This window comes from Vibrio quintilis (genome assembly GCF_024529975.1).
In the GTDB taxonomy this organism is placed as follows: domain Bacteria; phylum Pseudomonadota; class Gammaproteobacteria; order Enterobacterales; family Vibrionaceae; genus Vibrio; species Vibrio quintilis.
This window is the reverse complement of sequence record NZ_AP024897.1, coordinates 2526544-2545175: the sequence shown is the minus strand read 5'-3', so window position 1 is coordinate 2545175 and position 18632 is coordinate 2526544. Positions and strand designations below refer to the sequence as shown.

Below are 18632 nucleotides of genomic sequence, written 5' to 3'. Positions count from 1 at the left end.
GTGGGTTGAGGTGGACCTTTATGAAAAAGAGTATGATTTTAGTATTGGGGCTGGCTGCAATCATGAGCGGCTGTTCCAGTAAAGTGTATTATGGTGATGCTCAGGCTGTTGAGACGAAAACTGTTGATTTTGGCTCTACAGACTTGCAAACGATCGCTTCGGATATGGTAGATAGTATGATGAAGTCAGGATCTGTTGCGGTGATTACCCATAATGTCAGACCAATTGTTTTTGTTGAAAGAATCAAGAATAAGACAAGTGAGCACATTGATACAGAGTCGATTACTGACACCATTAGTACAAAGTTACTGAACTCCGGTAAGTTTCGCTTTGTTGATATGGACAGAGTTGAAGCGGTCAGGGAGCAGCTTAATTTTCAGAATAATGATCAGTTAGTGGATAAAAGCAGCTCTATACAGTTTGGGAAAATGTTGGGAGCTCAGTATATGCTTTATGGCAATTTATCCAGTATTGTTAAAAATGCAGGCAGTGATAAAGATGTCTACTATAAAATGACAATGCGCCTGATGGATTTAAAAACAGGCCTGATTGAGTGGGCTGATGAAACTGAAATCAGAAAAGAACAGACAAAATCATTTCTTGGCCTTTAAACGTTCATATTTTAGTCAATGTAACTAAATCTGAGCCGGGAAGGAGACGATAATGGCACGTATGTCGTGGCAGGAAGCTTGTTTGCTTGAACCGTCATTAGTCTCTGTTTCCGGTTTGATGAAAGAGTCCCCTTTGATTGCCGAAACATTGATCGGAGGCCTGACGAATCGTTGCTGGAAGGTTGAGTTTCATGAGCACGTACCCGTTGTGTGGCGTCCTTCCACGACCGTGACGAAACATTTTTCTGTTTCCAGGCATCAGGAGTATCAGATTCTATCAGCCCTGAATAAAGCCGGTTTTCTTTTATCTCCCAAACCATTCTGTATATCTGAGCAAGGATTGATTGTTGAATGGATTGAAGGAGCACCATTAAAACAAGAGGACAGAAACCTGTTAGTCGGGTTGTTTGCCCGGGTTCATCAGTTTCCTGTCAGCCATTTACCTGTCATCCCTTTTTCATATATTGCCCGATTAGATCATTACTGGTTCCGGCTGCAGTCTTTGGGCTTTTCTACCGATGCTCTGCAGTTACTGTATGAACGCTGGCGAGTCATGCCGAATATTACGGATATTCCTGATACTTTGTGCCATTTTGACCTTGGTGCACATAACATTATTGAAACAGTTTCTGGTTTTAAAATCATTGACTGGGAATATGCCGCTTTGTCCGATCCCCGGCTTGATTTAGCGATGAGCTTCGGTTCTGAAAGTAAGCTTGAAACAATTGTGACGGACTATTGCCATTATCGGGGTATAGCGAATACAGATGATTGGATTGAAGGCGTAAAACAATGGGTCCCACGCGCACAAATGCTGGCTATGCTATGGTATTTTATAGCTGAAATAGTGTGGGATAATCAGATTATGGGGCAGGAAGCTGAAAAAATTAAGCAGGTTCTTTCGGACTCTGATTTGGAACGATAATTGAAATATCTCTGCCAGAGGCTCTGGTATTTTGTGCAGTTTTTCTATTAATTGTGAGAGGTTGAGATGATTATTTACTTACATGGTTTTGACTCTACCAGTCCGGGTAATCATGAAAAAGTCTTACAGCTGAAGTTTATTGACGATGATGTCCGGTTTATCAATTATAGTACGTTGCATCCCAAGCATGATATGCAACATTTGTTGAAAGAAGTTGATAAAGCTATTCAACAGAGCGACGATCCATCTCCGGTAATATGTGGGGTTGGACTTGGGGGATACTGGTCTGAACGGATCGGCTTTTTATGCGGAATCAAACAGGTCATTTTTAATCCGAATCTTCATCCCGAAGAAAATATGCATGGGAAGATTGATCGCCCTGAAGAGTATGAAGATATTGCGACCAAGTGTGTGACTCAGTTCCGGACTAAAAACCAAGGCCGTTGCCTGGTGATTTTGTCCAGAAATGATGAATTTCTTGATAACCTTAAAACCATGAGTGAGCTGTCCGATTACTACGACATCATTTGGGATGATGAGCAAAGCCATAAATTTAAGAAAATTTCTCATCATTTAAAAGCTGTGAATGCATTTAAATGCGATCAATGATGCATATTTGAGCTGTTCTGGGGTGAATAATCATAGGTTGCATGGATAGAATAGCTCCTTATAATATCGATAATTATAAAATTCAGATGTCTGCTGAATTGCCTCAGAGAAAAAGCCTGAGGGAATGATCTTTGATTCATTCAAGCAGACACAAAAAAGTAAAGTGTCAGCTTATCCTTCACCAATTTCCGGTGCTCGTGTTTTTACTGTTTAATTCATGATTTGGATTTTGCTGTTGACATCCATTTATTAAAACTTTGACCTGGAAATTCCAGGTACGTGTGTATTGGGGATTTATTTCGTGACTCGAATTATAGTTGTAGGCGGTGGTGCCGGCGGTTTAGAGCTCGTCACTAAACTTGGCAGAACCCTGGGAAGAAAAAAACGTGCTCACATGACGCTGGTGGATAAAAATGCCAGTCATTTATGGAAGCCTTTATTGCATGAAGTTGCTACTGGTTCACTTGATGAAGGTGTTGATGCCCTGAGTTATCGTGCGCATGCCAAAAATCATCATTTTGATTTTCAGATGGGTAGTCTGGAAAATATTGACCGGGAGCGGAAGGTTATTCACCTTGCTGAACTGAGAGATGAGAATGATGAGCTGTTACTGCCAAGAAGAGAAGTTGAATATGATATTCTGGTATTAGCCATTGGTTCTACATCGAATGACTTTAATACACCGGGAGTCAGAGATCATTGTATTTTTCTTGATAGTCCGGGACAGGCGCACCGTTTCAGAACGGAAATGAATAATGAGTTTCTGAAGCTTCATGCTCATCATGGTCAGGGAACCGTTGATATTGCGATTGTTGGTGGTGGCGCAACGGGTGTTGAGTTGTCCGCTGAGTTACACAATGCTGTGAAAGAATTGCGAAATTATGGTTTTGGGGATCTGGATTCCAGTAAGCTGAATGTCAACCTGATTGAAGCTGGTGAAAGAATTCTTCCTGCCTTGCCTTCCCGGATTTCCGGAGCAGCGCATCATGAGCTGACCAAGCTTGGCGTCACTGTCAGGACTGCAACGATGATAACGAAAGCAGAAGAAGATGGGCTGGTTACTAAAGAGGGAGAAAAAATACCGGCGCAAATTATGGTTTGGGCCGCGGGAATCAAAGCGCCTGACTTTATGAAAGATATCGCCGGGCTGGAGACCAACCGGATAAATCAGCTTGTTGTGAATAATAAACTGCAGACAACCCGCGATGATGATATATTTGTCATCGGTGATTTGGCGCAGTGTACTCAGCCTGATGGCTCTTTTGTTCCACCAAGAGCACAGGCAGCCCATCAGATGGCAACTCAGACTTTTAAAAATATTGTTGCAAAGTTAAACGGCAGGGAACTCAAGCCATATCTTTATAAAGATCATGGTTCTCTGGTCTCTTTAAGCAGGTTCTCGACTGTCGGAAGTTTGATGGGGAACCTGACGAAAGGTTCAATGATGGTTGAAGGACGTATTGCCCGTGTCGTTTATATTTCATTATACCGGATGCATCAAATGGCTTTACATGGCATGTTTAAAACGTCCCTGATGCTTCTGGTTGGCAGAATTAACCGTGTTCTGCGGCCAAATCTGAAGCTACACTAAATTATCCTCTGAATGAAAAAATACCCGACAAAAAGATTGTCGGGTATTTTTGTTTTTGCCTGTCATTGCGTGACTTTTCTGACCTGAAGGACAATGCCCATCAATGGATGATCAAAATAGATAGTTTCTCCGCTACGCATTCTTCTTTTTTGATTCAGTCTGTATGGTTTTAAATACTTTTCTTCAGTCACAACAGAATTGATAGACTGAAGATGTCCAAGCTGAATATTTGTATCGCTTTTATTCTCTGCATCTGTGTCAGTATCGGCAGGAGTATCCTGAACAGAGACTTCTTTAATTCCCGGTATTTTCAGGTCAAAAATTGCATCGGCATACAGATAATGCTGAACATATACCTGTAGTTTTCCATCCAGTTCATATAAAGGCTTCGGTATCGAAGTTTCCACCACACCTTCGACCGGAGAAACAGAAGACGGCTTCAGTTCACTGCCATCTGGCTGGAAGAGTGAAGCAAAATTTCTGCCGGCTTTTATGTGGAATGAAGGTGCGTAAGATTGTCCCTGATCTCCTTGTCGCCAGGCTGTATGAAGAAGAACATGAAATCCGGCATGGCGGTTCAGCCTTTGTTCCTGTGCATTCAGTTTATACTGACTTCGCGGGAGTAATGTTACGCCTTTCTTTGCACGATAGCTCTGTGAATTGAGACTCCCGGTTCTTTTATAAGCAATCGGAGGAAGACTCGCCGGCCAGGATTCAATTGTCGTTTCAGTATCTGCGACACGTTTAAAAATGATCACTTCGATGTCAAATTGTCTCTTAGCCCAGCCGGGCATTGCGATGAAGAGCATCAATAGTGGGATCAGCTTTTTCATTATCACTCCATTACGATGATTAGAGATTATGGCCGTTGTCACACATTATACTTGGGGCAACAGATTTTCTTGAAAATATTTCAACATATCCTGAACAAACCGGAGACGCTGTAATCGCTCTTCCAGAGGCAGGGTAAATTTTAACTTTGTCGGGCCATCCATACTGAATTGTCTGGGTTGAGACTGCAAAAGCCGGACTAAACACGTTGGGTCAATATTAGCATTAAGATGAAAATCTATATATCCGCCTTTTTGATGGGCCTCAATCTTTTTAATACTCAGTTTTGCTGCTTCCAGCTTAAATTGAGTGATTTCCAGTAAATTTAATGCAGCATCCGGCAGTTTTCCAAACCGGTCGATCAACTCGACTTTCAACTCACTCAGTTCACTTTCTTCAGTCACACTGGCGATTTGTTTATACATCGATAACCGGGTATTAATATCCGGGATGTAGTCATCGGGCAGCAGAGCCGGGAGCCGGAATTCAACTTCAGTCTGTTCCCTTAACAAGTCTTCAAGAGAAGGTTCTTTGCCTGACTTTAATGCTTCGACAGCCTGTTCAAGCATTTCCATATAAAGCGTAAATCCGACAGACTGGATTTGACCACTTTGTTCTTCTCCCAATAATTCACCTGCACCTCTGATTTCAAGATCATGGGTTGCCAGAGTAAACCCGGCACCAAGATCTTCCAGTGATGCCAACGCTTCTAACCGTTTAACCGCATCTTTTGTTAATGCTTTTGGTGGTGGTGTCAGAAGATAAGCATACGCCTGATGATGTGAACGTCCGACCCGGCCTCGGAGCTGATGGAGCTGGGCCAAACCAAGGGTATCAGCTCTGTGGATGATGATTGTGTTTGCTGTCGGGACATCAATGCCGGTTTCGATGATCGTGGTACAAACTAACAGATTAAAACGCTGATGGTAAAAGTCGTTCATAATCTGTTCCAGTTCCCGCTCACGCATTTGTCCGTGAGCGACTGTAATACGGGCTTCAGGAATCAGTTTTTCTAAATCAGCAGCAACTTTATCAATAGTTTCAACCTGATTATGAAGATAGTAAACCTGGCCGCCCCGCATGATTTCACGTAAAACTGCTTCCCGGATGACACTGTTTTCATCTTGTCTGATGAATGTTTTGACTGCCAGTCGTCTTGCCGGCGGAGTTGCGATGATTGAGAGATCCCGCATGCCGCTCATTGCCATATTGAGTGTGCGGGGAATCGGAGTCGCCGTCAGCGTCAGAATGTCTACATCTGCCCGCATTGCTTTGACTTTTTCTTTCTGGCGCACACCAAAACGATGCTCTTCATCGACGATGAGTAGTCCGAGATCTTTAAATTGAAGTTCACTGGAAAGTAACTTATGTGTACCGACCAGAATATCGACTTTGCCTTCCTCAACATCTTTTAAGATTTGTTTTTGCTCTTTTTGTGTTTTGAATCTGGAGAGCACTTCAACCCGGATAGGATGATTTGCAAATCTGTCCCGAAAGTTTTCAAAATGCTGCTGTGCTAATAAAGTCGTCGGAACAAGGACCGCAACCTGCTTTCCGTTGTCGGTACTGATGAAAGCAGCCCGCATAGCCACTTCTGTTTTTCCGAAACCAACATCACCACAGACAAGGCGATCCATGGCTTTGTTTTGACACATATCAGAAAGAACAGCATTGATGGCCGTAGCCTGATCATCGGTTTCTTCAAAAGGGAATCCAGACTTGAATGTTGCATATTGCTCCCGATCAAGGGCGAAAGTGAAACCGGGTTTGATCTCCCGTTTGGCATAAACATCCAGCAGTTCAGCCGCGACATCCCGGACTTTTTCCGCCGCTTTCCGTCGGGCTTTTGACCAGGCCTCACCGCCCAGTTTATGGATCGGGGCATTGTCTTCGGCACCGCCTGAATAACGACTGATCAGATTGAGCGATGCGACCGGAACATAAAGTTTGGCTTCATTCTGATACTCTAAGGTCATATATTCGGTTTTGATGCCACCGACTTCTAATGTCTGTAATCCCAGATAACGGCCGATACCATGATCGATATGAACAACGGGTTGCCCTGGTTTTAATTCCGCAAGATTACGGATGATGGCGTCACTGTTTGTCTGGCGCTTATCTTTTTTCCGCCGGTGAATGACCCGATCACCAAGTAAGTCACTTTCGCAGATAACAGCAACCGGCGGTTGTTGTAAAATAAAGCCGTTCTCGGCATTGCCTACGATGAGAGACATGGATGCGTTCTCATCATGGCAGGCCTGATAAAAGTCTGATTGTTTTGTGGGCCGGAGTTTTACGGGGTGTAACAGCTCAAGCAATGCTTCCCGGCGACCTTCTGATTCAACCGAAAAGATAATTTTGCCTTCAAAACTTTCAGAAAACCGACGCAGAGAACTGAGAGGCTCTTTTTGCTGGTGCTGCAACCTGAGATCCGGCAATAAATCCACAAGTGCATTGGTTCTGCCTGACTTATCCTCAATTGCGGTTTGATGCAGTTGTATTGATGGAAATTGTTTGAGTCTGGCAAACAGGTGATCTTTTTGCAGCCAGAGCTCTCCGGGCGGTAGGAGCGGGCGTAATGGATCAACTTTACGCTGTTCATATCGTTCGTTGACGTCAGCAAGAAAGCGATCAATCGCGGGTTCCAGATCACCAATAATGATAATCTGGCTTTCATCCGGAAGATAATCAAATAAAGTTTCAGTCTGTTCAAAAAACAGGGGTTGCCAGTATTCTATACCTGCAGGCCAGGTGCCTTTGGAAACCTGCATATAAACAGACTCCGGCTCCCGGCGGGCTTCAAACTGTTGCCGCCAGCGTGTTCTGAAGTCTTCAATCGCATCCGCTGATGTCGGAAACTCATGCGCTGGTAATAAACAGATTTCCCTGATTGTTTCCAGGGAGCGCTGGGTTTCGGTATCAAATGTACGGATTGTTTCGATTTCATCATCAAAAAAGTCAAAGCGAAATGGATGTTCACACCCCATCGGGTATAAATCGAGAATCGCCCCCCGGCTTGCATATTCTCCCGGTCCAAAGACCTGATCGACATGCCTGTATCCGGATTGTTCCAGTTGATGACGGAGTTTTTCTAATGAAAACTGATCCCCCTGCCTGACCATCAGCGTGTGTTGCAGGAGATACTCTCTGGGTGACTGTTTCTGGAGCAGTGTGGACACTGGCGTAATGGTAATTCCGGCTTTTTTATTTGGCAGCTGATACAGTCTGGATATACGTTCAGAAATGATTTCCTGATGAGGAGAAAAATTATCATAGGGCAGTGTTTCCCAGTCTGGAAACAGTGCGATTTCCTGCGAAAAAAAAGCTTCAGCCTCTTGCTGTAATTTTAATGCAGTCTGAGGGTCGGCGGTGACCAGCAGAGTATGATGATTGCATTGCTGAGCCAGTTCGGCAGCAGCAAGAGCAAGACTGGAGCCGGGCAGATTCCCGATTTGTTTTTTATCTCCGGATCCCCGGGGACCGGGAACCGATAGTATGGATGGCGTGGTCATTTCAGTTTGTTTAGTCGTTGTCTCTTTCAACAGAACGTTGACGAAGTAATTTTTGTTGTTGATAAAGTGCTGCTTTAATCAGCAAATCCTGATCGCTGTCTCTGAGACGAACATATCGGGCTTTAACTAAATAGTGAGCATCTTCTTGCTGGCATGATTCAGTCTCAGCATAGCAATAAATTGCAGATGGCGGATGATCAAGGAATAATTTTACCCGGAGTTTTGTATCGTCAGCGACAGGTTTTTCACTGATGTAAGTAAACTGACTTGCGCCAAAAGATGCCGTCTGATGACACAGTGAAGGATCGTTTTGTTGAGACAGCATAAAATTAAGCAACAGGTTCAATTTCCGGTTTTGACTGTCAAGCAGATTCACTAAACTCTTCAGATCCCGGTTTTTTAATTCCTGTTTTGCGGTGTCAGCCAATTGTTCCAACTGACTGAACTCACTTGCGACAACAAATGGTACCGGAATTTCGGCGATGAAATCCTCATTATCCGGGAATAAAAAATCTTCAGTCAATGGTTCGATATTGGTTGTCAGTGAGTGAACGACTGTAAAAAACTCTTGTTCGATCATAATGAATTCCTTCATATCAGAACGTTGATTATCACCATACAGATGAAGTAATCAAGAAATATGCAGCCATTCATGCGAATTAACAAGGATTTGGCAAATTAATGCTACAACCTGAAGCGGATAATCGTTAAAGTACCGGGCAATGCTATCGATGGATTTATTATATGTTTCATCCTGTTTCTGTTTTTATCGGGCTCCGGTATCTGAGGGGACAATCAGGAGATCGATTCAGCCGTTTTGTTTCAAGAATATCCACAGCCGGTATTACTATTGGTGTTTTGTCACTGGTGGTGGTGTTGTCGGTGATGAATGGGTTTGAATCACAGCTGAAAGGCCGGATCTTAGGTGTATTACCTCAGGCAATGGTGTATCAGTCAAAAGAAAAGACCCCATGGAGTGAGACGCCGCCTGCTTTTATTTCCGGATTACCTGTCAGTCATCAGGCTGAGCCTCTGGTTCGCAGTGAAGCCATCATCCAGAGTACGACGGAACTTTCAGCCGGCATTTTGTTAGGTATTTCTCCCCGACAGGATGATCCTGTTGCGGGTTATCTGATTGCCGGAAATATGACAAATATCCGCCCGGGCGCTTATTCTGTCTTTCTTGGCAGTCAGCTCGCCAGGCGTTTGAATGTTTCCCCGGGAGATAAAGTGCGTTTAATGGTGACGCAGGCAAGCCTGTATACTCCTTTGGGACGAATTCCCAGTCAGAGAAATTTCACAGTCGCTGGTGTATTTAATACCGGTTCTGACATTGATGGTCAGCTGATGATTACCCATATTCATGATGCGCAACGATTGTTACGCTTGAAGGACAATACCATTTCGGGCTGGCGGTTGTTTTTTGATGATCCATTTGTGGTGTCCGGTATTGATCGTTCTGTTTTGCCTGATGGATGGCATTGGAGTGACTGGCGGGAGCAGCGTGGCGAGCTTTTTCAGGCAGTAAAAATGGAAAAAAACATGATGGGGTTGATGTTAGGACTTATTGTTGCAATTGCAGCATTTAACATTATTTCTGCATTAATTATGGTCGTTATGGAAAAGCAATCTGAAGTGGCTATTTTGAAGACTCAGGGGATGAACAAGCGACAGGTTCTGTTTATTTTTATTGTTCAGGGAGCAAGTAGCGGAATTGTCGGCGCGATATCCGGAGGTATATTGGGTATCTTGTTAGCCACATATCTGAATGAAATTCTGTCTGTTCTGGGTGTTGATTTAAGAACGCTGGGTGGCTCTCTTCCGATCGATATTCACCTGATGCAGGTCGTTGTCGTTGAGTTGTTTACGATTGGGCTGAGTATATTGGCAACATTTTATCCTTCTTTGCGGGCATCATCCGTTCATCCAGCTGAGGCACTAAGATATGAGTAATCTTCTTGATTGTCATTGTGTAAAAAAAACTTACCGGGAAGGCAGCCTGTCTGCACAAGTCTTAAATGGTGTGAGCTTCTCAATGTTGCCGGGAGAGCTCGTGTCTATCGTCGGGGCATCAGGCTCGGGAAAGAGCACTTTGTTACATATACTGGGAGCGTTAGATACACCGACAAGCGGGGATGTCAGCTTTTTAGGGCAGCCCTTATCTGGTTTGAAAGACAAGCAACAAGCCAGGATCCGGAATCGGCATATTGGCTTTATTTATCAGTTTCACCACTTATTATCTGATTTCAGTGCATTAGAAAATGTAGCAATGCCTTTGCTTATTGGCGGAGAAAAAACGTCCCTGGCCCGCCGCACTGCTGAAGACTGGTTAAAGAAAGTCGGGCTGTCACACCGAGTTGATCACAGGCCAAGTGAGTTATCTGGCGGGGAGAGGCAGCGGGTAGCGATTGCCAGAGCTTTAGTCAATCAACCCGAACTGGTATTGGCCGACGAACCAACCGGAAATCTTGATTATCAGACTGCACATTCAATTTATGACTTAATGCGGGAGCTGAATGAATTGTCAAAGACTGCTTTCTTAGTGGTAACGCATGATCAGGAACTGGCCAATAAAATGGATCGTAAGTTGTTTATGAAAGATGGTCTGCTGGTTCAGGTGGGGGCTTCATGATTTCTTCTTTATCTTTGTTGATCGGTTTTCGTTTCAGCCGTTCCCGGAAGCGGAATCAACTCGTGTCTTTTATTTCAGTGTCATCGATGATTGGCATCGCATTTGGTGTTTCCGTCATCATTGTCGGATTATCGGCAATGAATGGTTTTGAACGTGAACTGAATCACCGGGTTCTTTCCGTGATTCCTCATGGAGAATTTGAAGGTGTCAGAGGACCGTTGCATGACTGGTCAAAACTGATTGAAAAAGTGGATAGTTTTCCGGATATTCTGGCTGCGGCTCCTTACGTTCGTTTTGTTGCGCTTGCCGAGAATGGTCAGCAATTGAAAGCAGTTGAAGTTCGTGGGGTTGATCCCATCAGTGAGGATAAGGTCTCTGATTTATCAAAATATATTTTGGGTGACAGCTGGAAAAACTTTGCTCCGGGACAGGGACAAATCATTTTAGGCCAGGGTGTTGCAGAGCGGCTGGGAATCAAGGCCGGCGATTCACTCACTCTGATGGTTCCGGAAAAAAATGCCGGTTCAGGATTATTAAAATCTCCTCAGCGAATCAGGCTTCAGGTCAGTGGGTTATTAAAGTTACATGGTCAGATTGATCATAATTTAGTCCTCATTCCTATGGCAGATGCACAGCAGTACACGGGTATCGGTCATGCCGTTACCGGGATTTCCATGAAGGTCTCTGATGTTTTTCAGGCAGGTCAAATTGTCCGTCAGGTTGGTCGCCAGCTGGATCAATATGTCTATCTGATGAGCTGGCAGCGCAAATACGGATACCTGTACCGGGATATTCAGCTGGTCAGAACGATTCTTTATTTAGTGATGGTTCTGGTGATTGGTGTGGCGAGTTTTAATCTTGTTTCAACCCTGACGATGGCGGTCAAAGATCGGGCATCAGAAATTGCGATTCTGAGAACAATGGGTGCATCAGATCATTTAATCCGTAAGATTTTTATGTGGCAGGGCATATTTTCAGGTGTATCAGGCAGTCTGGCAGGCAGTCTCGTCGGCGTCGTAGTTTCTGTCAATCTCACCGAAATCATTCAATATCTGGAACGTATTTTTCATCATCATTTTCTTTCCGGGGATATTTACTTTGTTGACTTTTTGCCATCTCAGGTCAGAGTGGAAGATGTTTTCATGGTATCAGCGACGGCAATTGTTCTTAGCTTAGTGGCGACCCTGTACCCGGCTTCCCGGGCTAACCGGTTAAACCCGGCCACGGTCCTTTCTGCAAAGTAGCGTGCCTATCTGCAAAGCATGATCATCAGAAGAATGACAACTGGATATTCCCTTGAAATCAGACGTTGTCATTCCTTTTCAACATATCTTACATTTGATTTCGGGATGTGAGACGTAATTCATTTTTCTGTACGAGACAGTCTGCTTCAGGTCAGTTACTTTAGTTGTCGCTTCTGCCAGCTCCGGACGACGGAGTAGCGCCAAAGCCCGTGGATGCCAAAGTATCCGATAACAGCACAGACAAGACCGCAAATCGCACATCCGACAATGAGTGGCGGAGCAATCGCAGACATTTGGTTGGTAATGAAGTCCCATGATAATTCAAAATGAAATTGTTGAGGAGGTTCTCTTAAAACCCATGCGCCAAGCTTATATGCAAAATAAAACAGAACCGGCATTGTGATTGGATTGCTGACCCAGACCAGAGCAATAGATAACGGGAGGTTCACACCGCATACGATTGCCAGTCCGGCAGACATAATCATCTGACTTGGAAGGGGAACAAAAGCCATAAAAAGACCAATTGCAAAAGCACCAGCAGCAGAGCGGCGGTTAAGACACCACAAATTCGGGTTATAAAGAACATTCCCGAAAATTTTCAGTGCTTTCTGGCGCTTGATCAGTTCTCTGTCCGGCAAGAAACGTTTAATGAGTTTTTTAGGCATAAAAAACAATGACTCTTATAAGAAATGGCAGGTATTTCTTTCCTTATATCTTCACATTGTGTTCATCGTCTTTCTGGCCGGTCATGCCAGATGTGAAGTGGTGCGGTTTACCTGCCTTGTTACTACTAATTTCTGTTTATATCCGCAGATGTCACTGGGTCACTGCGTTCTGTCTTGCTGTTATTGTCGCCCTTATTCATGGAAACCTTATGAAATGGCAAGCCAGTATGATCCTTCATTCCGGGCATGATATTACCATAAACGCAGAAGTTGACAGCTTTTTTAAACAAAATAGTTTCGGATATAGCGGAAATATTCATATCTTATCGATTAATCAGATAAAAATAAGCACATTAATTCAGCCTAAAGTGAAATTGTATTCACCCGTTCAGCTATCTCCGGGAGATATTGTCTGTTTCCATGTGAGAGTGAAACCTATTATCGGTTTACTCAATGAAGCAGGTTTTGACAGTGAAAAATATTATTTTGGTAAGCATATAGTGGCCCGGTTATTTGTAGAAAAACAATCAGATTTTATTGTTATCACACCACCTTCTTTCAGGATAATGTTATACAAACGTATAGAAAAATTAATTGAATATAATCAGTATCGCCCACTTTTGCTTGCATTGTCCTTTTCTGACAGAAATGAAATATCTAGCCAGCTCTGGCAGCAACTTAAGGAAACAGGACTTGCTCATTTGATCGCGATTTCAGGGCTTCACATTGGTATTGCTTATCTTCTTGGGTTTTCTTTTGGTTCTGTTATCGCCAGAACAGGCAGATACCTGCTGTGGTTCCCGGTGCTTATTGGCGGGATAACAGCGATAGCTTATGCCTGGCTGGCAGGTTTTTCTCTGCCGACTCAGAGAGCTTTGTGCATGATAGGTGTTTATCTGCTGTTACAGATTCAGCAAGTGCAGGTAAGTATTGCCCAAAAATATCTGATAACTCTGTCTTTTTTGCTGACACTTGATCCTTTTAGCTGTGTCCTGAGCAGTTTTTGGCTGTCATTTCTTTCAGTATTCTTTGTTTTATATTTTGCGAATCAATCCAGAGAAGAATTAGCCGGAATCAGGCAATGGATAAAAGGCCATGTCAGATTAACCATATGCATGTTGCCTGTTAGTGCTCTGTTTTTTGGGGGTATCAGTATTTTGTCTCCTCTTTATAATTTGATATGGATTCCGTGGTTTAGCTTTGTCATTGTTCCCGGGGTATTTCTGGCAATTATTATGAGTATCATTGAGCCATCGATGGCGATTTGGTTTTGGAAACTGACTGAATATTTGTTAAAACCAGTGGCTTTTTCGTTTGATTTTGCACGTTATAGCTGGGTATATATATCGGATCATTTATCAATGTGCATGTTGATATTGGTTCTCATCTTTCTGATCCGGCATCTTTTTACCCGCAAAATTTTTTATTTATTCATTTTACTGACTGTTGGGCGTTATGTTTATGTACTTCCCGGACGTACCTGGCAGGTTGATATTTTAGATGTCGGACATGGATTAGCTATATTAATAGAGAAAAATCAGCATTATGTACTTTATGACACCGGAAAAGGGTGGGGGGCAGGCAGTATTGCTCAGTCAGTGATTGACCCGATATTGCATCGCAGGGGTGCCAGCCACTTTGATGGTCTTATTCTCAGTCACCTGGATAATGATCATGCCGGAGGAAGAAAGTGGATAGAAAATCACTGGCATCCGGTCTGGAAACGTTCAAGTCAGTTATTAAAAAACTATTTGCCTTGTATTCAGGGAGAGCTGTGGGTATGGCAGGGACTTCAGTTTGATGTGCTCTGGCCTCCTTCTCTGGTGAAAAGAGCTTATAATCAGCACTCATGTGTTATCAGAATCACAGACGTGACGCATCACCATACAGTGATGTTGACCGGTGATATGACAGCGGAGAACGAACAGCAGATTATCAGACAGATGTCAGCATTGAGGAGTAATGTCCTGATTGTGCCACATCATGGTAGTCACACTTCTTCAACAAGACAATTCATCGCGCAGGTGCACCCACAGGTTGCGATTGCATCAACCGGGAAAGATAACCAGTGGCATTTACCTGATGTTCATGTGATGCAGCGATATGAATCTTTGGGGATCCCATGGCTGGATACCGGGGATGCAGGGCAAGTCAGTTTGATTTTTCATTACGATTCCCGGCGGGTTGAAATACATTCAAAGCGTTTCAGCTCCTTTTCGCCGTGGTATAGGCAGATGCTGCGCAAACAGGTAGAATAACGCGGTTATTAATTAATAGAAGAATATAATTGATTTATGTCAAATATGAGTGATGAAACAACCTGGGTAACTTTCAAACGCCTTTGGGGTTATATTCGGTTATACAAAGCTGGTTTAGTTGCTGCGGTCATCGCGTTAATACTGAATGCATCTGCTGACACATATATGGTCTCCTTATTAAAACCATTACTTGATGAGGGTTTTGGTTCTGCTGAGTCAGATTTTCTGAAGATATTGCCACTTATTATTCTTGGAATGATGTTCTTGAGGGGAGTGAGCAGTTTTGTTTCAGCCTACTGTTTGAGCTGGGTGTCTGGGCAGGTTGTCATGAATATGAGAAGGAATATATTTAATCATTTTATGCATATGCCAGTCAGTTTTTTTGACAGGGAATCGACGGGTGGCTTACTTTCCAGAATAACATATGATTCTGAGCAGGTCGCAGGTGCAACCAGCAGAGCTTTAGTGAGTATTGTGCGTGAAGGTGCCAGCATTATTGGTTTACTGGGGTTAATGTTTTGGAACAGCTGGCAGCTTTCTTTAGTGTTGATTATTGTTGCCCCGATGGTTGCGTTCGGGATTAGTCTTGTTTCAAAGAGATTCCGCAAAATTTCAAAGAATATGCAAAATGCAATGGGCCAGGTCACTTCTTCCGCTGAGCAAATGCTGAAAGGACATAAAGTCGTTTTAAGTTATGGCGGACATGATATCGAGCGGAAGAGGTTTGAAAAAGTAAGCAACCATATGCGTCAGCAGTCAATGAAGTTGGTGTCAGCTCAATCGGTGGCTGACCCGGTGATTCAAATGATTGCATCTCTGGCTTTAGTGACCGTTCTGTTCCTTGCCAGTGTAGACTCGATTCGTGCGGAGCTCACTCCCGGTACTTTTACGGTTATTTTTTCTGCAATGTTTGGTTTAATGCGTCCTTTAAAAGCATTAACTGGTGTGACATCTCAATTTCAGAGAGGGATGGCCGCAAGTCAGACTTTATTTGCTTTCATGGATCTTGAACTTGAGAAAGATTCAGGGACTTACAACGCGAAAGAAGTTCGGGGAGAAATTCAGGTTAAAGACGTTTCATTTACCTATCTGGGTAAAGAAAAGCCAGCTCTGTCGAATATATCGTTTTCTATCGGCCAGGGGAAAACAGTTGCACTGGTGGGGCGTTCAGGGTCGGGGAAAAGTACGATAGCTAATTTGTTCACCCGTTTTTATGATATTGACTCAGGTGAAATATATCTGGATGGACATGATATCTATGACTACCGGCTGTCTAATCTGAGGCAGCATTTTGCCTTGGTTTCTCAGAACGTCCATTTATTTAATGACACGATAGCTAACAATATTGCCTATGCTGCAACCGAGACATATTCCCGTGAGCAGATCGAAGAAGCGGCCCGTTTGGCATATGCTATGGAGTTTATTCAGAATATGCCGGATGGGTTAGATACCATTATCGGTGAAAATGGAGCAAGTCTCTCCGGTGGTCAGCGCCAGCGTATTGCAATTGCCAGAGCATTATTGAGAGATGCGCCGGTTCTGATTCTTGATGAGGCGACTTCAGCGCTGGATACTGAGTCTGAACGGGCTATTCAGCTTGCTTTAAAAGAACTTCAAAAAGATAAAACAGTTCTTGTGATTGCACACCGGCTTTCAACCATAGAAGATGCTGATGAGATTCTGGTGATTGATGAAGGTGAGATTATTGAACGGGGTCATCATCAGGAATTGTTGTCACGCTCTGGTGCATATGCTCAGTTACATCAAATTCAATTTAGTGGGTAGGACAGACCATTGATAGAGAAGCTATGGTTTTCTAATCATTGGTTACGCTGGATACTGGCTCCGGTTTTGTGGCCTTTAAGCCTCGTGTACAAATATGTGAGCGAGACCCGGAAGCAGACTTATTCTTCCGGGCGAAAGCCTGTCTACAGGCCGCAGATTCCGATCGTTATCGTCGGTAATATTACAGCCGGAGGAAATGGTAAGACGCCGGTTGTGATCTGGCTTGTTGAGATGCTGTTGCAACATGGTATGAAGCCGGGCGTCGTTTCGAGAGGCTATGGTGGAAAGTCTTCTGTCTATCCGCTATTGCTTTCAGAAGAAACAGCTGTTGAAGCGTGTGGTGATGAACCTATGCTGATTTATCAGCGTACCGGTGTCCCTGTTGCCGTCGATCCGGTGCGATCGTCGGCAGTGAAAATGTTATTAAGTGAAGGTGTAGATATCATTATTACCGATGATGGTCTGCAACATTACGCGTTAGCCAGAGACATTGAAATTGTTGTTGTTGATGGTCAACGCCGGTTTGGAAATGGCAGGTATATTCCTTATGGCCCGATGCGGGAGTCGGTTTCGCGCCTGAAGACAGTCGATTTTATTATTAATAATGGCGGGGAAGTTATCGATAATGAAATCGGGATGAAGCTTGCCCCCCAAATGGCGGTCAATTTAACCGATGGACGGAAAGTCCCCGTAAGTTGTCTTGCAAATCCCGTGGCTTTTGCCGGTATTGGAAATCCGTCCCGGTTTTTTGATACGTTGAGCCATCTGGGTGTGAATTTAGTTGATTCAAAGTCATTTTCTGATCATCAGGATTTTGATTTTGAATCCCTGGAAACTTTTTGTTCATCCGGTGAGCATGTCATCATGACGGAAAAAGATGCAGTGAAATGCAGAAAATTTGCGAAGGATAACTGGTGGTATTTACCCGTATCTGCAACCTTTCATCCGGCAGATGAACAAAGGGTTATTAAATTAATTAAAAAAGTGGCGGAAGAGTATGGATCATCGTTTGCTTGAAATTGTTGCTTGCCCTGTATGTAAAGGTAAGCTGACTTATGACAAAGTTCATCAGGAACTTATCTGTAAATTTGATCGTTTAGCCTATCCGATTCAGGATGGCATCCCGGTGTTACTTGAACCAGAAGCACGTTCAATGACGATGGATGAGGGACAATAAATGTCATTTACGGTTGTGATTCCTGCCCGGTATCAATCCTCCCGTCTTCCCGGGAAACCTTTAGCTGATATCTGTGGGAGCACTATGATTCAGCGGGTTTATGAGCAGGCAATCCAGTCCGGTGCTGAGCAGGTTATTGTTGCAACGGATGATCAGCGAATAGAGCAGGCTGTGCTGTCATTTGGCGGGCAGGTTTGTATGACGAGCTCAGAGCATGAGTCTGGTACCGAGCGTCTGGCTGAAGTTGTACAAAAATTGTCATTACCGGCAGAACATATTGTTGTCAATGTTCAGGGAGATGAACCATTAATTCCACCGGGCATTATCTCTCAGGTTGCTGAAAATCTTCAGGGGCATCCTGTTCCTATGGCAACATTGGCTGTTCAGGTGCTGGATGATGAGGATGTTTTTAATCCAAATATCGTTAAAGTGGTTACAGACCAGAATGGTTATGCGCTTTATTTTAGTCGCGCAGCAATACCGTGGGACAGAGATAATTATCCTCAAAATGCAAAATCTGTTCAATATCCTGTATTGCGGCATATCGGTATCTATGCTTACCGGGCCGGCTTTATCCAGACATACGTTGACTGGAATGCGAGTCAGTTAGAAAAGGTTGAATGTCTGGAGCAGTTACGGGTACTTTGGTATGGCGAAAAAATACATGTCGATATTGCTCATGAAGCGCCGCATATCGGGATTGATACGCCGGAAGACCTTGAGCAGATACGTCAGATAATCGCAAAACAAAACAGACCGTAAGGTCTGTTTTGTTTTAATGGAAAGCACCTG

16 protein-coding genes are annotated in these 18632 nt (G+C 43.7%); 12 read left to right on the top strand and 4 right to left on the bottom strand.

Annotation, left to right across the window (positions count from 1 at the left end; all coding sequences use genetic code 11):
* The first annotated feature begins 20 nt into the window (after nucleotides 1-20).
* The 4 genes from lpoB (at nucleotide 21) to OC443_RS11705 (ending at nucleotide 3736) form a co-directional block, all read left to right on the top strand.
* Nucleotides 21-611, top strand: coding sequence for a penicillin-binding protein activator LpoB (lpoB, locus tag OC443_RS11720; RefSeq protein ID WP_073586305.1), 591 nt, complete (start codon nucleotides 21-23; stop codon nucleotides 609-611).
* Between the two features lie 52 nt (nucleotides 612-663).
* Nucleotides 664-1536, top strand: a complete 873-nt coding sequence (locus tag OC443_RS11715; RefSeq protein ID WP_073586306.1) for a phosphotransferase — start codon at nucleotides 664-666, stop codon at nucleotides 1534-1536.
* 66 nt (nucleotides 1537-1602) lie between these two features.
* Complete coding sequence (ycfP, locus tag OC443_RS11710) at nucleotides 1603-2145, top strand: alpha/beta hydrolase YcfP (protein WP_073586307.1); 543 nt, start codon at nucleotides 1603-1605, stop codon at nucleotides 2143-2145.
* Between the two features lie 301 nt (nucleotides 2146-2446).
* On the top strand, nucleotides 2447-3736 hold the full coding sequence (locus OC443_RS11705) for an NAD(P)/FAD-dependent oxidoreductase (RefSeq protein ID WP_073586310.1): 1290 nt from the start codon (nucleotides 2447-2449) through the stop codon (nucleotides 3734-3736).
* A gap of 62 nt (nucleotides 3737-3798) precedes the next feature.
* On the opposite strand, the gene OC443_RS11700 is transcribed toward OC443_RS11705, so the two are convergent.
* From OC443_RS11700 to OC443_RS11690, 3 genes are read right to left on the bottom strand one after another with little or no spacing between them, the layout of a single operon-like run.
* Nucleotides 3799-4569 carry a peptidoglycan binding protein CsiV gene (locus OC443_RS11700; RefSeq protein WP_073586308.1) on the bottom strand — a complete coding sequence of 257 codons (771 nt, stop codon included), beginning with the start codon at nucleotides 4567-4569 and terminating at the stop codon, nucleotides 3799-3801.
* Nucleotides 4570-4614: 45 nt separating this feature from the next.
* Nucleotides 4615-8079, bottom strand: coding sequence for a transcription-repair coupling factor (gene mfd, locus OC443_RS11695; protein ID WP_262021671.1), 3465 nt, complete (start codon nucleotides 8077-8079; stop codon nucleotides 4615-4617).
* Nucleotides 8080-8089: 10 nt separating this feature from the next.
* Nucleotides 8090-8659 carry a PilZ domain-containing protein gene (locus OC443_RS11690; protein WP_073586251.1) on the bottom strand — a complete coding sequence of 190 codons (570 nt, stop codon included), beginning with the start codon at nucleotides 8657-8659 and terminating at the stop codon, nucleotides 8090-8092.
* A 164-nt stretch (nucleotides 8660-8823) separates the two neighbouring features.
* On the opposite strand from OC443_RS11690, the gene lolC reads away from it, so the two are divergent.
* The 3 genes from lolC to lolE are packed head-to-tail and all read left to right on the top strand — an operon-like array spanning nucleotide 8824 to nucleotide 11955.
* Nucleotides 8824-10032 carry a lipoprotein-releasing ABC transporter permease subunit LolC gene (lolC, locus tag OC443_RS11685; RefSeq protein WP_073586252.1) on the top strand — a complete coding sequence of 403 codons (1209 nt, stop codon included), beginning with the start codon at nucleotides 8824-8826 and terminating at the stop codon, nucleotides 10030-10032.
* Nucleotides 10025-10711: a lipoprotein-releasing ABC transporter ATP-binding protein LolD gene (gene lolD / locus OC443_RS11680; RefSeq protein WP_073586253.1), complete on the top strand. Its 687-nt coding sequence runs from the start codon at nucleotides 10025-10027 to the stop codon at nucleotides 10709-10711. Before lolC ends, lolD begins: the two co-directional genes overlap by 8 nt.
* Nucleotides 10708-11955 carry a lipoprotein-releasing ABC transporter permease subunit LolE gene (lolE, locus tag OC443_RS11675; RefSeq protein WP_073586254.1) on the top strand — a complete coding sequence of 416 codons (1248 nt, stop codon included), beginning with the start codon at nucleotides 10708-10710 and terminating at the stop codon, nucleotides 11953-11955. The genes lolD and lolE overlap by 4 nt, the downstream gene beginning before the upstream one ends.
* 155 nt (nucleotides 11956-12110) lie before the next feature.
* On the opposite strand, the gene OC443_RS11670 is transcribed toward lolE, so the two are convergent.
* Nucleotides 12111-12620: a DUF2062 domain-containing protein gene (locus OC443_RS11670; RefSeq protein WP_073586255.1), complete on the bottom strand. Its 510-nt coding sequence runs from the start codon at nucleotides 12618-12620 to the stop codon at nucleotides 12111-12113.
* A gap of 8 nt (nucleotides 12621-12628) precedes the next feature.
* Between OC443_RS11670 and OC443_RS11665 the strand changes: the two genes are divergently transcribed.
* The 5 genes from OC443_RS11665 to kdsB are packed head-to-tail and all read left to right on the top strand — an operon-like array spanning nucleotide 12629 to nucleotide 18602.
* Nucleotides 12629-14878 carry a DNA internalization-related competence protein ComEC/Rec2 gene (locus OC443_RS11665; protein ID WP_083601787.1) on the top strand — a complete coding sequence of 750 codons (2250 nt, stop codon included), beginning with the start codon at nucleotides 12629-12631 and terminating at the stop codon, nucleotides 14876-14878.
* A 36-nt stretch (nucleotides 14879-14914) separates the two neighbouring features.
* A complete protein-coding gene (msbA, locus tag OC443_RS11660; RefSeq protein WP_073586257.1) occupies nucleotides 14915-16663 on the top strand; it encodes a lipid A ABC transporter ATP-binding protein/permease MsbA in 1749 nt (582 codons plus the stop codon).
* A 9-nt stretch (nucleotides 16664-16672) separates the two neighbouring features.
* The gene (gene lpxK, locus OC443_RS11655) at nucleotides 16673-17680 is read left to right on the top strand and encodes a tetraacyldisaccharide 4'-kinase (RefSeq protein ID WP_073586258.1); all 1008 of its coding nucleotides are present in this window, start codon (nucleotides 16673-16675) and stop codon (nucleotides 17678-17680) included.
* Entirely contained in the window at nucleotides 17661-17840 is a 180-nt protein-coding gene (locus OC443_RS11650; protein WP_073586259.1) for a Trm112 family protein, read from the top strand. The genes lpxK and OC443_RS11650 overlap by 20 nt, the downstream gene beginning before the upstream one ends.
* A complete protein-coding gene (kdsB, locus tag OC443_RS11645) occupies nucleotides 17841-18602 on the top strand; it encodes a 3-deoxy-manno-octulosonate cytidylyltransferase (RefSeq protein ID WP_073586260.1) in 762 nt (253 codons plus the stop codon). It abuts the gene before it with no gap.
* Nucleotides 18603-18632: the final 30 nt, after the last annotated feature.

Coding starts and splice junctions, on each gene's coding strand:
- ycfP (WP_073586307.1), top strand. CDS start 1,603: ATGATTATTTACTTACATGGTTTTGACTCTACCAGTCCGGGTAATCAT.
- msbA (WP_073586257.1), top strand. CDS start 14,915: ATGTCAAATATGAGTGATGAAACAACCTGGGTAACTTTCAAACGCCTT.
- lpoB (WP_073586305.1), top strand. CDS start 21: ATGAAAAAGAGTATGATTTTAGTATTGGGGCTGGCTGCAATCATGAGC.
- lolE (WP_073586254.1), top strand. CDS start 10,708: ATGATTTCTTCTTTATCTTTGTTGATCGGTTTTCGTTTCAGCCGTTCC.
- OC443_RS11665 (WP_083601787.1), top strand. CDS start 12,629: ATGACTCTTATAAGAAATGGCAGGTATTTCTTTCCTTATATCTTCACA.
- mfd (WP_262021671.1), bottom strand. CDS start 8,079: ATGACCACGCCATCCATACTATCGGTTCCCGGTCCCCGGGGATCCGGA.
- OC443_RS11670 (WP_073586255.1), bottom strand. CDS start 12,620: ATGCCTAAAAAACTCATTAAACGTTTCTTGCCGGACAGAGAACTGATC.
- OC443_RS11690 (WP_073586251.1), bottom strand. CDS start 8,659: ATGATCGAACAAGAGTTTTTTACAGTCGTTCACTCACTGACAACCAAT.
- OC443_RS11700 (WP_073586308.1), bottom strand. CDS start 4,569: ATGAAAAAGCTGATCCCACTATTGATGCTCTTCATCGCAATGCCCGGC.
- OC443_RS11650 (WP_073586259.1), top strand. CDS start 17,661: ATGGATCATCGTTTGCTTGAAATTGTTGCTTGCCCTGTATGTAAAGGT.
- lolD (WP_073586253.1), top strand. CDS start 10,025: ATGAGTAATCTTCTTGATTGTCATTGTGTAAAAAAAACTTACCGGGAA.
- lolC (WP_073586252.1), top strand. CDS start 8,824: ATGTTTCATCCTGTTTCTGTTTTTATCGGGCTCCGGTATCTGAGGGGA.
- kdsB (WP_073586260.1), top strand. CDS start 17,841: ATGTCATTTACGGTTGTGATTCCTGCCCGGTATCAATCCTCCCGTCTT.
- OC443_RS11715 (WP_073586306.1), top strand. CDS start 664: ATGGCACGTATGTCGTGGCAGGAAGCTTGTTTGCTTGAACCGTCATTA.